At 44.0% G+C, this 15,590-nt stretch carries 12 protein-coding genes; 5 read left to right on the forward strand and 7 right to left on the reverse strand.

Annotated features, from left to right (window positions below):
- The first annotated feature begins 167 nt into the window (after positions 1 to 167).
- Both adk and hemH read left to right on the forward strand, forming a co-directional pair.
- Entirely contained in the window at positions 168 to 812 is a 645-nt protein-coding gene (gene adk / locus OH459_RS10730) for an adenylate kinase (RefSeq protein WP_005425498.1), read from the forward strand.
- Positions 813 to 952: 140 nt separating this feature from the next.
- A complete protein-coding gene (hemH, locus tag OH459_RS10735; protein ID WP_017818948.1) occupies positions 953 to 1,918 on the forward strand; it encodes a ferrochelatase in 966 nt (321 codons plus the stop codon).
- Positions 1,919 to 2,008: 90 nt separating this feature from the next.
- On the opposite strand, the gene OH459_RS10740 is transcribed toward hemH, so the two are convergent.
- A complete protein-coding gene (locus tag OH459_RS10740; protein WP_005446383.1) occupies positions 2,009 to 3,397 on the reverse strand; it encodes a peptide MFS transporter in 1,389 nt (462 codons plus the stop codon).
- Positions 3,398 to 3,731: 334 nt separating this feature from the next.
- On the opposite strand from OH459_RS10740, the gene rfaH reads away from it, so the two are divergent.
- Positions 3,732 to 4,232: a transcription/translation regulatory transformer protein RfaH gene (rfaH, locus tag OH459_RS10745; protein WP_005446384.1), complete on the forward strand. Its 501-nt coding sequence runs from the start codon at positions 3,732 to 3,734 to the stop codon at positions 4,230 to 4,232.
- A gap of 111 nt (positions 4,233 to 4,343) precedes the next feature.
- Here rfaH and asnB read toward each other — a convergent pair whose 3' ends face one another.
- The 4 genes from asnB to nagA form a co-directional block, all read right to left on the reverse strand.
- The gene (asnB, locus tag OH459_RS10750) at positions 4,344 to 6,008 is read right to left on the reverse strand and encodes an asparagine synthase B (RefSeq protein WP_009698590.1); all 1,665 of its coding nucleotides are present in this window, start codon (positions 6,006 to 6,008) and stop codon (positions 4,344 to 4,346) included.
- 230 nt (positions 6,009 to 6,238) lie between these two features.
- Positions 6,239 to 7,828 carry a cation:proton antiporter family protein gene (locus OH459_RS10755; protein ID WP_005446391.1) on the reverse strand — a complete coding sequence of 530 codons (1,590 nt, stop codon included), beginning with the start codon at positions 7,826 to 7,828 and terminating at the stop codon, positions 6,239 to 6,241.
- Positions 7,829 to 7,909: 81 nt separating this feature from the next.
- Entirely contained in the window at positions 7,910 to 9,124 is a 1,215-nt protein-coding gene (gene nagC / locus OH459_RS10760) for a DNA-binding transcriptional regulator NagC (RefSeq protein ID WP_005446392.1), read from the reverse strand.
- Positions 9,125 to 9,126: 2 nt separating this feature from the next.
- Positions 9,127 to 10,263, reverse strand: coding sequence for an N-acetylglucosamine-6-phosphate deacetylase (gene nagA, locus OH459_RS10765; RefSeq protein ID WP_005446394.1), 1,137 nt, complete (start codon positions 10,261 to 10,263; stop codon positions 9,127 to 9,129).
- A 489-nt stretch (positions 10,264 to 10,752) separates the two neighbouring features.
- On the opposite strand from nagA, the gene nagE reads away from it, so the two are divergent.
- Both nagE and glnS read left to right on the forward strand, forming a co-directional pair.
- Positions 10,753 to 12,327 carry an N-acetylglucosamine-specific PTS transporter subunit IIBC gene (gene nagE, locus OH459_RS10770; protein WP_005446396.1) on the forward strand — a complete coding sequence of 525 codons (1,575 nt, stop codon included), beginning with the start codon at positions 10,753 to 10,755 and terminating at the stop codon, positions 12,325 to 12,327.
- 234 nt (positions 12,328 to 12,561) lie between these two features.
- Positions 12,562 to 14,232: a glutamine--tRNA ligase gene (gene glnS, locus OH459_RS10775; RefSeq protein WP_005446398.1), complete on the forward strand. Its 1,671-nt coding sequence runs from the start codon at positions 12,562 to 12,564 to the stop codon at positions 14,230 to 14,232.
- Positions 14,233 to 14,285: 53 nt separating this feature from the next.
- Here the strand turns inward: glnS and OH459_RS10780 are convergent, their stop codons facing one another.
- Positions 14,286 to 14,873, reverse strand: coding sequence for a pilus assembly FimT family protein (locus tag OH459_RS10780; RefSeq protein WP_005446400.1), 588 nt, complete (start codon positions 14,871 to 14,873; stop codon positions 14,286 to 14,288).
- Between the two features lie 72 nt (positions 14,874 to 14,945).
- Entirely contained in the window at positions 14,946 to 15,395 is a 450-nt protein-coding gene (gene fcrX, locus OH459_RS10785) for a ferric iron uptake transcriptional regulator FcrX (protein ID WP_005446402.1), read from the reverse strand.
- Between the last annotated feature and the right edge of the window lie 195 nt (positions 15,396 to 15,590).

A 15,590-nucleotide genomic window follows, 5' to 3' on the forward strand; every position in this document is an offset into this window, starting at 1 on the left:
AACCTATGTTAGAATCTCAACACTTGAATGTGAGTAATAAGGCGTGTATTTTGGCTCGCCTAAACGTTATACCGAAACTTATCGTTGCCAGTGCTTCGAGGGTGATTCCTAGAAGTCCAGCTATTGTGAGCTTCGGTATAAATCTTAAATATTAAAGAGGATAAATCATGCGCATCATTCTTCTAGGTGCTCCAGGTGCAGGTAAAGGCACACAAGCAAACTTCATCATGGATAAATACGGTATTCCACAAATCTCTACTGGTGATATGCTTCGTGCTGCTATCAAAGCAGGTACAGAGCTTGGTAAACAAGCTAAAGCTGTTATCGACGCTGGTCAGCTAGTTTCTGATGAAATCATCCTTGGTCTAATCAAAGAGCGTATTGCTCAAGACGATTGCGAAAAAGGTTTCCTACTAGATGGTTTCCCTCGCACTATCCCTCAAGCTGATGGCCTAAAAGAAATGGGCGTTGACGTAGATTACGTGATTGAATTTGACGTAGCTGATGATGTGATTGTTGAGCGTATGGCTGGTCGTCGTGCTCACCTTCCTTCTGGTCGTACTTACCACGTTGTTTACAACCCGCCAAAAGTGGAAGGTAAAGATGACGTAACTGGTGAAGATCTTGTTGTTCGTGATGACGACAAAGAAGAAACAGTACGCGCACGTCTAGGCGTTTACCACGAGCAAACTGCACCACTGATCAACTACTACGGCAAAGAAGCAGAAGCTGGCAACACTAAGTACCTTAAATTCGATGGCACTAAGCAAGTTGCAGAAGTAAGCGCAGATATTGAGAAAGCGCTAGCATAATTTGCTAACGGCAAAATTTAATATTTTGATATATTTAAAAGCGACCTTTGGGTCGCTTTTTTTATTCTGCCTGTTAGTACGATGAACTTTTCTCTTAGATATGCCGTACAAATCAAGCCGTTTACCATGAATAGGATGTTATGAAAAACAACAATAAGAAGCAGGGCGTGTTATTGGTCAACCTTGGGACGCCTGATGAGCCAACTCCGCCAGCCGTTAAACGCTTTCTAAGTCAGTTCCTTCATGATCACCGTGTTGTTGATATGACACGGTGGCTCTGGTGCCCGATTTTGCATGGCATCATTCTTCCAGTTCGTTCTCCAAAAGTTGCCAAGCTGTATGAGTCGGTGTGGATGGAAGAGGGATCACCTCTCATGGTGTATTCAAAACGCCAGGCAAAGAAGCTGAGCACAGCTTTAGACATGCCAGTAGAGCTAGGAATGACATATGGCAATCCTAGCTTGCAAACCGGTTTTGAGGCGCTATTAGCCCAAGGCGTTGAACAAGTGATCGTTTTGCCGCTTTACCCTCAATACTCAGGAACAACGACAGCTGCAGTTTCTGACGGGATGACAAAGGCATTTAAGAATATGCCTGTGATGCCAGAGTTTAGTTTTATTCGCGATTACCACAATCACCCTAAATACATTGAAGCTTTAGCTCAGTCGGTACGCGAGCATTGGGAAGCAAATGGTAAGGGTGATTACTTGCTATGTTCTTACCATGGTATTCCGAAGCGATACGCGGACAATGGTGATATTTATCCTCAACATTGTGCTGAGACAACTCGCTTGCTTGGTGAGGCCCTTGGTTTGAATGAGGATCAAATTGGTATGACCTACCAGTCTCGATTTGGTCGCGAAGAATGGTTACAACCATACACGGACAAGACATTAGAAGTCCTACCTAGCCAAGGTAAAAAAAAGCTGAATATCGTAACGCCAGCTTTTTCTGCTGACTGCTTAGAGACACTGGAAGAGATCTCAGAAGAGTGCCGTGAAATTTACTTAGAAGCTGGTGGTGAGAGCTTTAGCTACATTCCGTGTTTAAATGACAACGAGTTACACATCGAGATGATGGTGGATTTGGTTCGCTCAAAGTTGTAAAGCGTCTGTGTCCTACATTCTTTCACTTAGAGCTTTGAATACAAAAAGGGTCGCAATTGCGACCCTTTGTTTTTATTTGCACTTTATATATTAAGCAACTTGAGTTTGCTGCTCTTCAATTTGTTCTGCTGTGCTATGTGTGTTTTCAGCACCGTGCATCCAACGAACAAGCGTGTTAGAGAACAACAGAAGAATGACACCAGAAACCATCGCTGTTACTGCAATACCGCTGAAGATAGCCAGTGCACCTAGCTCACCAACGTGAGAGCCCACATAACCAGCAACGTAGTTTGCAATTGCATTACAGCCAAACCATGCACCCATCATTAGTGAAGCAAGACGCAGCGGAGCCAGTTTAGTAACAAGAGACAGACCAATCGGAGATAGACACAATTCGCCCAGAGTATGGAAGAAGAATGCACCAACAAGCCACAACATGGATGTCTTAACTGTAGTGTCACCGCCTTGCTCAATAACCGCACCAACCATACATAGGAAACCAAGCGCTAGGAAGAACATCGCTAAAGCAAATTTCACTGGTGAGTTTGGCTCACGTTTACCTAGTTTCACCCATAGTACGGCTAGTACAGGTGCTAGCGTGATGATGAAGAATGGGTTTAGTGATTGGAACCACGCAGCAGGCACTTCAAAGCCACCGATCATTCGATCTGTGTATTGCTGAGTGTAGATGTTCATTAGACCGCCAGCTTGTTCAAAGCCTGCCCAGAATACGATAGTGAATAGGCTCATCACTAGGATTACTTTGATGCGATCCGTTTCTTCTTTTGTTAACGGTTCTTTTTGAGAAGATTTTTTAATCGCTAGATCACGTTTTGCAGCTGGAACACGACCAATATCACCAAGCCATGCTTGAGCAAACGTCATCTGCATGACTAGACTGATAAGCATACCGATACCAGCAGCCACGAAACCCGCTTTCCAACCGAATTCAGTTGTTACAGAGCCAGAAACAACACCAGCGATTAATGCACCAAGGTTAATACCCATGTAGAAGATAGTGAAAGCACCATCACGACGGTTGTCACCTTCTTGATATAAGTCACCAACCATTGTAGAGATGTTTGGCTTAAATAGACCGTTACCACAGATAAGTAGAGCAAGACCTAAATAGAATGTGTGTAGAGCACCAAGACCTAGAGCGTCAGCAGGCATTGCTAGTGTAAATTGACCGATTGCCATCAACGCGCCACCAATCAAGATAGAACGGCGTTGACCTAAGTAGTTATCCGCAAGGTAACCACCGATGAGAGGAGTAATGTAGACAAGTCCAGTATAGATGCCGTATAGGTCTAGGGCATCTTTAGTCGACCAGCCAAGGCCACCGTTCATTGTTGTGTCAGTTAAATACAGTACTAGAATGGCGCGCATTGCGTAGTAAGAAAAGCGTTCCCAAAGTTCAGTACCGAACAATAAGAACAAGCCACGTGGGTGACCAAAGTATTGATGTTGGTTTGACATAAGCTCTTCTAATAGTAGTTATTACATTTTTTAAAGAAATCTACGTATACATGTCATTTTGATGACTTACAAACAATAAAATTTTATGTGACGATTCATTTGCCTTATTAAATGATGGCTCCGCGTTGATTTTGTGGGGTTTTAATCGGCGAATCGTTCGTGTTACAAACTTACTTTCCATTTTTGCCTATAGACTTATTTTCTTAATGCTTCGAAAAAGTGTAAGTTATGCATGTTATGTTTAAGAGGCTTACTGATAGGTTTCTTGAATACCCATGACTCGTTCTAGGCTTAATGCTAGGATGAAATAAAAATATAATTGGCTAGTAATAAAATGAAACGTTGGTATTTATTGTATTGTAAACGAGGAGAGCAAGTTAGGGCGAAGCAACACCTTGAAAACCAAGGAGTAGAGTGTTTTTACCCAACTGTGGAGGTCGAAAAGATCTTACGTGGCAAGCGACAAAAGGTCGAAGAACCATTATTCCCTTGCTATGTTTTTTCTCGATTTGATTATGAACAAGGACCGAATTTTACATCGGTACGTTCCACTCGAGGTGTCGTTGACTTCGTACGCTTCGGAGCACAACCAAAAGAGATTCAAGGCGATCTTGTTTATGAACTAAAACAGATTGAAAAGTGTGCTGAGGAGCCGACAAGCCCAGAATGTATGCCGAAACCAGGCGATCATGTTCGTGTTATGAACGGACAGTTTGCTGGGATTGATGCGATTTATCACGAACAAGATGGTGAAAAGCGTTCGATTATGTTGGTTCAAATGCTCTCTAAGCGAGTGCCTGTCAGCATTGACAATAATGATTTGGAATTTATGTAAACCAACTCATTGAAAGATCAAAAAGAGGTGCGTAATGCACCTCTTTTTGATCGTGTTAACTTACCAGTGTTCAAGGGCTGGTGACTCAGCCCTATTTAACACGTGATACGATTAGTATGCATCGTTGTGTACGGTTTGAACGGCACGACCTGATGGGTCAACACAGTTTTGGAATGACTCATCCCATTCAATCGCTTTTGCTGAAGAACACGCGACTGATGGGCCACCAGGAACACATTCCGCAGCTGATGGTAGAGGGAACAACTCTTCAAAGATCTCGCGGTATACATAACCTTCTTTAGTTGTAGGTGTGTTGTAAGGGAAGCGGAATTGAGCCGTCTCCATTTGCTGATCTGTTACTTTTTGCTCTGCGACTTCTTTTAGCGTATCGATCCAGCTGTAACCAACACCATCAGAGAACTGTTCCTTCTGACGCCATGCAATCGACTCTGGTAGGTAGTGTTCGAAACATTCACGTAAAATGTGCTTCTCCATCTTACCGTTGCCACACATCTTATCGGCAGGGTTCAAACGCATTGCTACGTCAATGAACTCCTTATCTAGGAATGGTACACGACCTTCAACACCCCATGCCGCTAGCGATTTGTTTGCACGTGCACAGTCAAACATGTTCAGAGCTAGAAGCTTACGTACGGTCTCTTCGTGGAACTCTTGCGCGTTTGGCGCTTTATGGAAGTATAAGTAGCCACCGAAGATTTCATCAGCGCCTTCACCAGAAAGTACCATTTTGATTCCCATTGCTTTGATCTTACGACCCATTAGGAACATAGGTGTTGAAGCGCGGATAGTCGTTACGTCATATGTTTCAATGTGGTAAATCACATCACGAATCGCGTCCAAGCCTTCTTGGATGGTGTACGTCATTTCATGGTGAACCGTACCAATTTGTTCTGCAACTTCGCGAGCGGCTTTCAGATCTGGTGCTCCTTCTAGACCTACAGCGAAAGAGTGCAGCTGTGGCCACCAAGCTTCAGACTTTTCGTCGTCTTCAATACGCATTGCTGCAAATCGTTTTGCTACAGCAGATGTAATCGATGAATCCAGACCACCAGAAAGAAGTACGCCATATGGCACGTCAGTCATTAGTTGGCGTTTTACCGCAGCTTCTAAAGCTTCTGTAAGTTCTTCTTTGCTTGTGCTGTTGCCTTGTACTGCTGCGTACTCATTCCAGTCACGAATGTAGTAACGTTGAGGTTCTGCATCTGCACTGCCGTAGTGACAACCCGGAGGGAACTCGCTCACGGTCTTACATACTGGAACCAGTGCTTTCATTTCTGATGCAACGTAGTAGTTACCATGTTCATCATAACCTTGGTAAAGAGGAATGATACCAATGTGGTCACGACCTACTAAGTACTCGTCTTTTTCTTCATCGTAAAGTACGAACGCAAAAATACCGTTTAGTTCTTCAAGAAGGTCTGCACCCATGTCTTGGTATAGCGCTAGGATAACTTCACAGTCTGAGTCAGTTTGGAATTCGTATTTACCTTCGTAGCGAGCACGAATTTCTTTGTGGTTGTAGATTTCACCGTTTACAGCAAGGATGAGTTTTTTATCAGGGCTGTATAGTGGTTGAGCACCACTATTTAGACCAACGATCGCCAAACGTTCATGCGCAAGAATCGCGCGTTCTGATGAGTAAATACCAGACCAGTCTGGACCGCGGTGACGAAGCTTTTTCGACATCTCAAGTGCGATAGGGCGCAATGCTGCTGCATCGCTCTTAATGTCTAAAATGCCAAATACTGAACACATACAACATCCTTTTTAAACTAAACAATTTTTAATCGGTATGGGTTCAATTTGCCATTCTTAGTAAAAAAAGCAACGTTTGATGATGAAAAAAATGATAAAAAGGCTTGATGATTAGATATTGTTTAAAAATAACCTTGATATGGTGAATGCGATCAAGGTTTGGTTTAAAAAACGCACAAAAAAGCCCTCTTATTAGAAGAGGGCTCAATAAGGATAGTTACGTTTGATGCTTATTTCATCGGTGTAAATTGAGGTTGAAGTTGCTCGCAAACATGGCGTGCGAAACCACTACCAGCTTCGCTATAGATGTTGAATGCGGCGTCGACCCCAGTCTCTAGTAAGCCTTCAAGTTGATCTGGGTATTCGGCAATTGCTGCTATTTGCCCTTTATAGTTTCGGCTTTGAAGCTGTTCAAGCGCGGTTTGGTTACCTTGGTGGTGTGGCATCGCCAATAGGACCAACTTTACGTTTGCTGTATCTAAAATGCGTTCCCAAAAGTCAGGGTCTGTTGCATCGCCTGAAATAACGTTGCGACCTTCAGAGCGGTGTTTATGCGCAGCTTCTTCTCTTACTTCAACACCAAGAGAAACTTTGCCATAGCGAGATCGTAATTCGTCGTAAGCACCGGTGCCAATTCGACCCATACCTAGGATCAATACTTGGGCATGCCCTGGATTGATTAATTGATCTCGTTGGTTCAATTTCTCTGCCGCCGTTTCTTGTAACCATTTGCCCGAGTGTTGGTAGATTTGGTGACCAAGACGATTTAACGGTGCTGAGATGATAAATGAAATCGAAACAGCCACAGCGATAGCCGCTAGCATGTCACTAGGCATCCAGCCCATCTTGTAAGCCAGTCCACCGACAATCAAACCAAATTCACTGTAGTTGAAAAGAGAAAGAGACGTCAGTAATGAAGTCCGAACACGGAACTTAAAGTGGTTGATAGTAAGGAAATACAGCAGACCTTTGATTGGTAGCAACAAGATGAATAGCAGCGCAAGACCCACACCAGTGAAGCTCAATGATGCTGACAAACCAATATTGAGGAAGAAGCACACGAGGAAGAGCTCTTTCATATTAAAGAGCGATTTTGATAACTCTGATGCTTTACGATGCCCAGCTAGTAACATGCCTAAAATCAGCGCGCCTAAATCTGGCTTCATACCGACGAGTTCAAACAAACCAGCCCCGACGACGAGCGCAAAGAAGATACCAAATAGAACCAGCATCTCGCCGTGACCTACTTTATCTAGGAGTTTGTAGAACAATGGGCGGATAAGAGGGAGAGCAAACAAACCTATCGCATACCACTCCGGAATTTTACCTGTTGAAGCGGTAAGGAAGACCACAGCAAAAATATCCTGCATGACCAGAATACCAATTGCTAGGGTGCCGTAAGTCGCATTCATCTCACCTTTTTCTTGCAGGGTTTTTACCGCGAAGACAGTACTAGAAAAAGACAGAGCGAAAGCCAACAACAGAATCTGGCTGTGTTCCATAGTGGCCAGTGATGACAAACCGAGCAGTTTTAGACCAACGAGAACCAGCGCAAAGAAAAGGGTAGAAAGAATATTGTGCGCGGTTGCGCCACCCCAAATCTCTTTGGAAAGTAGCGTTTTTACGTCCAACTTTAGACCAATAGTGAAAAGCAGCAAGGTCACACCAAGATCAGCAAGCGTGACAATGACGTCATTACTTTGGTAGCCAAACGCGTGAAGACCGAAGCCTGCGAGTAGGAAACCAACCAAGGGCGGAAGGTTACATTTTAGAGCGATGAAGCCGGCGAGAAACGCCGTTGTAATTAGAATAATTTCCATACTATTGAGCTATATTCCTGATATACAAAAACGGGCTGTGAAACCACAGCCCGAGATTGTAACTCAATTGGTTGTATAAACTTAGTCTTCTAGTAACTTTTGTAACAAAACTCCGTTCAACATGGCGCGCTTTATCATTGCGAATGCGCCCATTGTTGGTTGCTTATCAATATGAGAAGCAACAATCGGAAGTTCGTTATGGAAAGTCTTCAAAGATTGGTTTTCAACATTGCGCTGTATTGCTGGGAAAACAATTTCTTCAGCCGCCGTAATGTCACCGGCAATGACGATTTTTTGTGGGTTAAACAAGTTAATCGTAATTGCGATAGCTTTACCAAGTTGGTTGCCTACGCGCACTAAGCTTTGCTTAGCAAGTTCATCGCCGTTCATCGCATGAGTACAAACGTCATCGATTGTGATGTGCTCTAGTTGAGTAAGGCTTGATTCATAGCCCTGTGCAATAAGCTTTTTAACGCGTTGTACGATTGCTGGGTTTGCTGCAACCGTTTCTAGACAGCCAAAGTTGCCACATTGGCATTGCTCGCCAAGTGGGTCGATTTGGATGTGACCAATTTCACCGACGTTACGGTTGAAGCCAAGGAATACTTGACCATTAACAATGATGCCGGCACCAGTACCACGGTGAACACTGACAAGAATTGAGTCTTGGCAATCTTGGCTTGCACCAAAGTAATGTTCAGCCAATGCCATACCACGAACATCGTTACCGACAAAACAAGCGGTATTGAACTTTTCACGGATGATTTCACCCAGTGCAAGGTTATCGATGTCTGTATTCGGCATGTATTCCACTACGCCTGTAGTTGGGTTCACCAAACCAGGCAGTGTGATACCGATAGCAATCAGTTGGTCAATTTTATCTTGGCAGCGACTCACGAAGTCCTTTAGCAAGTCAATCAAACCTGCGATAAGGTCTGCTTGATTGGTATAGTGAAGTTCGTGCTGGTCTTCTGCAAGTGCCGTTCCACCTAGGTCGTACAAACAGAATTGCACATAGTCACGACCTAATCGTACAGCGATAGAGTGAAAAGGTTTTACTTCAGTGGTCAACGAGATGGCTCGACGACCACCGGTAGAAGCTTGTTGCGCGACTTCTTTGATCAAGCCGCGCTCTAATAGTTGGCGGGTTATTTTGGTAACACTCGCTGGGGCGAGCTGACTAACATCCGCGACTTGAATACGGGAGATTGGACCTTGTTGGTCAATCAGCCTGTATACCGCAGCACTGTTAAGCTGTTTTACTAAATCTACATTACCAATCTGTCCGCCATTCATGCTTAATTTTGCTCGTATTGTCCGTTAACAACCGTCGCTTTTACATTGAAGTCACGATCGAAAATGGTCAGGTTAGCTACCATTCCTTTTCGAACTCGGCCAAGACGCTCCTCAACACCGATTGCGGTTGCTGGGTAAAGCGTAGCCATTCGTAGAGCTTCTTCTAAAGCGATGCCTGCGTGCTCAACTGAATTCTGAACTGCTTCAATCATAGTCAGAGCTGAGCCGCCTAGTGTGCCATTTTCATCAACACACTTACCATCTCGGTAATATACTTTCTTACCGACAAAAATAAAGTGATCAATGTTAGCACCTGCTGGAGCTGTGGCATCCGTCACCAAAACAAGCTTTTCGCCTTTGATTTTATGAGCGATTCGGATGTTTGCGTAATCAACGTGGAAACCATCAGCGATGATACCAGCGTAGACTTCAGGGGTGTCATAAATCGCACCAACTACACCTGGTTCACGGCCAACCATCGGTGTCATTGCGTTGAATAGGTGAGTGGCGAATGTGATGCCTGCATCGAAACCTTGGCGAGCTTCTGCATAAGTTGCATTCGTGTGACCGATAGAAACAACAATGCCAGCTGCTTTCAAGCGTGCAATGTGCTCAGGATCATTTTGTTCTGGTGCAAGCGTTACTTTCGCGATGATGTCTGCGTTAGCACAGATTAGATCGATCATACCGTCATCAGAAGGGCGGATGAAGTCAACGCTATGAATACCTTTTTTCGCTACGTTAAGGTACGGACCTTCAAGATGCAGACCTAGCGATTGGTTTTGGTATTTGTTGTGGTACTCGCGAGCAGCAGTGATAGCAGCACGCATATCTTCGTCTGAAGATGTGATTAGGGTAGGTAGGAAGCTTGTACAACCCGACTTTAGGTTAGCTTCATGCATGATCTGCATTGTTTCTGGTGTGATTTCGTCGTTAAGCATCACACCACCACAGCCATTTAGCTGTAGGTCGATAAAACCAGGGCTTAGATTAGCACCGTCCAGGTCTTTTACTTCAATACCTTCTGGTAGTTGAGTCACTGGTACAACTGATTGAATCTGGTCATTGTCGATGATGACAGCATGATCGGTAAGAACATCACTACCGGTATAGATTTTACAGTTACTTAGCGCGTACATAGTCAGCTAGTCCTTATAGATGAGAATTCATTTTCTGTCCCGTTATCTAACTGGTGACTCTATGAGTCAGGCTGGTACTTAGTTTGTATCACTGAATTAGATAACGAGTCACATACAGCAAGTCGCGTTTTATCGATGTCATTATCAGAGTAACTAACTGAAAAATAATAAATGAATTAGTTTTTATGATTGTTTTCCAGAGCGAAGTTACTGCGAATCATCTGTAGAGATACCAAAATAACACTGATTCTGTCTTGCATAAAGTACGAGAATCTTATCTCTAAAACGCCATTTTTTCGTATAATAAAATAAGTTTTATGATCTCGCTAGCAAAAACCTTCTGAATGACCAATTTCTGGTGATTATGATCACAAACAATGAGGTTTTAATTTGCGGAGCAAAATTAATATCATAAACTGATAGCGACTAAATTGAACGACTGAAATAAGTCATTCAACAAAACATAAAATCCTATAGGGGGAACTTAAGGTGAATATTCTTGGATACGCGCAGAAGTTAGGTAAAGCTCTTATGCTTCCTATCGCAACGCTTCCAGTTGCAGCGCTTTTACTACGTTTGGGTCAGCCTGACCTTTTAGATATTGCGTTTATGGCATCTGCTGGTAATGCAATCTTTAGTCAACTTCCACTACTATTCGGTCTAGGTATCGCGATTGGTCTTTCTAAAGACGGTCAAGGTGCTGCAGGTCTAGCTGGTGCAGTTGCTTACTTCGTTCTTACTGCGACAGCAGCAACGATCGATGCAAGCGTTAACATGTCATTCTTCGGCGGTATCATTGCAGGTATCATCGCTGGTCACTCTTACAACGCTTTCCACGCTACTCGTCTACCTGAGTGGTTGGCATTCTTCTCTGGCAAACGTCTAGTACCAATCATGGCGGGTCTATTCTCGCTAGTTGCTGGTGCAATTGCTGGTGTTGTATGGCCAACAATCCAAGGCGGTCTTGACGCGTTAGCGCACGCAGTTTCTACTTCTGGTGCTATCGGTCAATTCGTATACGGTACGCTTAACCGTGCACTAATCCCTGTAGGTCTACACCACGTACTAAACTCGTACTTCTGGTTCGGTATGGGTACGTGTCAAGAAGTTCTAGTATCTGGCGCAACAGCGGCGGGTCAAGCGCTTCCTGCTCTACAACAGCTTTGTGTTGACCCAGCTCTAGCTAAGACTCTTGTTGCTGGTCAAACTCACACATTCGAATTCGCTAACTCTGTAACTCCAGAAATCACAGCAACAGTTAAAGAAGTAACTGAAACTCTGAAATCTGGTGACCTACACCGCTTCTTCGGCGGCGATAAGAGCGCTGGTGTATTCATGAACGGTTTCTTCCCTGTAATGATGTTCGGTCTACCTGGTGCAGCACTTGCTATGTACCTAGCAGCTCCGGTTGAGAAGCGTAGCCAAGTTGGTGGTGCACTATTCTCAGTAGCATTCTGTTCATTCCTAACAGGTATCACTGAACCTCTAGAGTTCATGTTCGTGTTCCTAGCTCCTGCTCTATACGCTATCCACGCTGTATTTACAGGTCTATCTCTAGTACTTGCAAACATGCTTGGCACGCTACACGGCTTTGGTTTCTCTGCAGGTCTAATCGACTTCGTACTGAACTACGGTCTAGCAACTAAGCCTCTAGTACTACTTGCTCTAGGTTTGGCTTTCGGTGCTCTATACTTCTTCACATTCAGCTTCGCAATCCGCGCTTTCAACCTGAAATCGCCAGGTCGTGAAGATGACGAAGATGAAACATCTGCAGCTCCTGCTGGTGATGCAGCAAAAGGTGACCTAGCTCGTCAATACCTAAAAGCGCTAGGTGGTCACGACAACCTAACTTCAATCGACGCGTGTATCACTCGTCTACGTCTAACACTTAAGGATCGCTCTGTTGCAGACGAAGCAGTACTTAAGAAATTAGGCGCGAAAGGTGTTGTTAAGCTAGGCGAAAACAACCTTCAAGTTATCCTTGGTCCTCTTGCAGAAATCGTTGCTGGTGAAATGAAAGCAATCGGTGCAGGTGAAGACCTATCAGATGTAAAACTTCCTTAATTACATCTTAATGACTCTCTATAAAGACCTCCTTCGGGAGGTCTTTTTTTGTTTATACGGATTTAATATGCTGCGCTTTCAAGCGAAGAACAGAAATATTCCCGTTTTAACGACGGTTCTTGTTGTCTAATCGCTAAGAATTGTGGATCATTAGGAACAATGCACTCTGTAAACCGAGTAAGGCTACGGAGTACTGTTTTCTCTGACAATACTAATATTTTTGAGGTGCTATAGATGAGTGAAGCTGATGCTCGTCCATCAAACTTTATTCGCCAGATCATTGATAAAGATCTAGCGGATGGTAAACACACTAGCGTGCATACTCGATTCCCGCCGGAGCCAAATGGCTACCTGCATATCGGTCATGCTAAGTCTATCTGTTTGAACTTCGGTATTGCTCAGGACTACCAGGGTCAATGTAACTTACGTTTCGACGATACAAACCCTGAAAAAGAAGACATCGAATACGTTGAGTCTATCAAGAAAGATGTAAACTGGTTGGGCTTCGAGTGGGATGGTGAAGTATGTTACTCATCAAACTACTTCGACAAGCTTTACGAATATGCAATTGAATTGATTAATAAAGGCTTAGCGTACGTTGATGAGCTAAGTCCTGAGCAGATTCGTGAATACCGCGGTACGCTAACGGCTCCGGGTAAACCAAGCCCATACCGTGATCGTCCAATCGAAGAAAACCTAGCGCTATTTGAAAAAATGCGCGCAGGTGAGTTCGAAGAAGGTAAAGCGTGTTTACGTGCGAAGATCGACATGGGTTCTTCATTCATGGTAATGCGTGACCCAGTTATTTACCGTGTACGTTTCGCGACTCACCACCAGACTGGTGATAAGTGGTGCATTTACCCAATGTACGACTTCACGCACTGTATCTCTGATGCGCTAGAGGGCATTACGCACTCTATCTGTACTCTAGAGTTCATGGACAACCGTCGTCTGTACGACTGGGTTCTAGACAACATCACGATTGATTGTCGTCCACACCAGTACGAATTCAGCCGCCTAAATCTTGAATACACAGTGATGTCTAAGCGTAAGCTAAACCAACTAGTGACTGAGAAATTGGTTGATGGTTGGGACGACCCACGTATGCCTACAGTGTCTGGTTTGCGTCGTCGTGGCTTCACATCAGCATCTATTCGTGAATTCTGTAAGCGCATTGGCGTAACGAAGCAAGAGAACATGATTGAGTTCGGTTCACTAGAATCTTGTATTCGTGACGATCTAAACGAAAACGCACCACGTGCGATGGCTGTTCTAGATCCAGTTAAGATCGTTATCGAGAACTTCGAAGCAGGCGCGGTAGAGACGCTGACTGTTGCTAACCATCCAAACAAACCTGAGATGGGTGAGCGTGAAGTGCCATTCACTCGTGAAGTTTGGATCGAGCGTGAAGACTTCCGCGAAGAAGCGAACAAGAAGTACAAGCGCCTGGTTCTAGGTAAAGAAGTACGTCTACGTGGCGCATACGTGATCAAAGCTGAGCGCATCGAAAAAGACGCAGAAGGTAACATCACGACAATCTTCTGTACTTACGATGCTGAAACGCTAGGTAAGAACCCTGCAGATGGTCGTAAAGTGAAAGGCGTAATTCACTGGGTATCAGCAGACAAAGCATTGCCTGCAGAAATCCGCATGTACGATCGTTTGTTCACAGTACCAAACCCAGCGGCTGCGGATGACTTTGCTGCGACAATCAACCCAGAATCACTAGTGGTTCTAAACGGCTTTGTTGAGCCAAGCCTAGTAAACGCAGAAGCGGAAACAGGTTACCAGTTTGAGCGTATGGGTTACTTCTGTGCAGATTCAAAAGACTCTTCAGCAGAGAACCTAGTATTCAACCGTACGGTTGGTCTACGTGATACTTGGGCGAAAATCGAGAACCAATAATCTCAATCCTTCGCTAATAAAAATGCCAGCATCATTGCTGGCATTTTTGTTTGTTATTCCAATCTAGTTGGTTTTGATGTCGTGACGCTGCCTGTTTTTGAGTCATACCATATGACGAAGCTAGAGTTATCAGGATTGCGATCGTAACCTTTTTTAGTAAAGGTATAATAACAAACAGATTGGTGGGATTCTTTGTCTTGGACTCGTCGGGTAATAAAATCAAACCTATCGTTCGCGTTACGATTATTTGATAGAGAGTATTCGTTGCCGAGTAAAGCTTGCCACACGGCAATACAACCAGCATTCCCTTGTCCTATGTTATACGGGTTGCCAATCACGCCATTTCTGTTGCCCTTGTTAGTGCCAAGCGGAAAGCCAAACTCATTTACATCCAGTTCGCCACCACCATATCCATCGATATCTGTTTGAGCTTCCTGTGTTCCACCATTGACTAACCATTGGCTTTGGGTAAATCGCACGCCTGTTTCGAATTGGTCAGCGATGGATTCCATTTTTGCTTGATACGCATCGTCTTGGAGGTTTAAAAAACGGGGAGCTGCAACAACAGCTAGGATGCCGAGAATGACGATCGCAATGATAAGTTCTAGTAGGGTAAAGCCTTGAGGGTTCCTTCTCTTCATTGCTCTTCTCCATAAAAAAACGTCAGCCTTAGCTGACGTTTTACTATGTTTATCAATAAAAAGAAATACTTCTTATTTTACAGGTTTGTGTGCGTCTGGATTATCTTTGCAAGAACCGTCGCTGCATTTGCCGTATAGGTATAAGCTGTGGTTAGTCAACGTCACGTTGTACTTAGCGGCGATTTCTTTTTGACGTTGCTCAATAACATCGTCAGAAAATTCAATAACTTCACCACAATCCAGACAAACAAGGTGGTCGTGGTGGTGTTGCGTTGATAATTCAAAAACTGATTTGCCGCCCTCAAAGTGGTGACGAGTTACAATACCAGCATCATCGAATTGGTTGAGTACACGATAAACGGTTGCAAGACCAATCTCTTCACCGAGATCAATCAGCTTTTTGTACAAATCTTCAGCACTGATGTGCTGGCAGTCTGGCTGCTGAAGTACTTCTAGAATTTTTAGCCTCGGAAGGGTTACTTTTAAGCCCGCATCCTTCAGCGCCTGATTATTGTCTGACATATACTTTCCCGTTGGATCATCTGCAGCGATTTAACAGAATTCAATATTCCTACCATTATAGGCGAAGCGTTCGAAACATTAAACCACGAACTTCAAAGGGTTAATAGATTCTTTTTGTAAATTAGAAACAGGTCGATTATATTACAGATCAGACCAGTTACAAATTGATAACATCAGAATCGCAAAGACATGGAA

Source organism: Vibrio sp. MM46 (assembly GCF_027587135.1).
In the GTDB taxonomy this organism is placed as follows: Bacteria; Pseudomonadota; Gammaproteobacteria; order Enterobacterales; family Vibrionaceae; genus Vibrio; species Vibrio harveyi.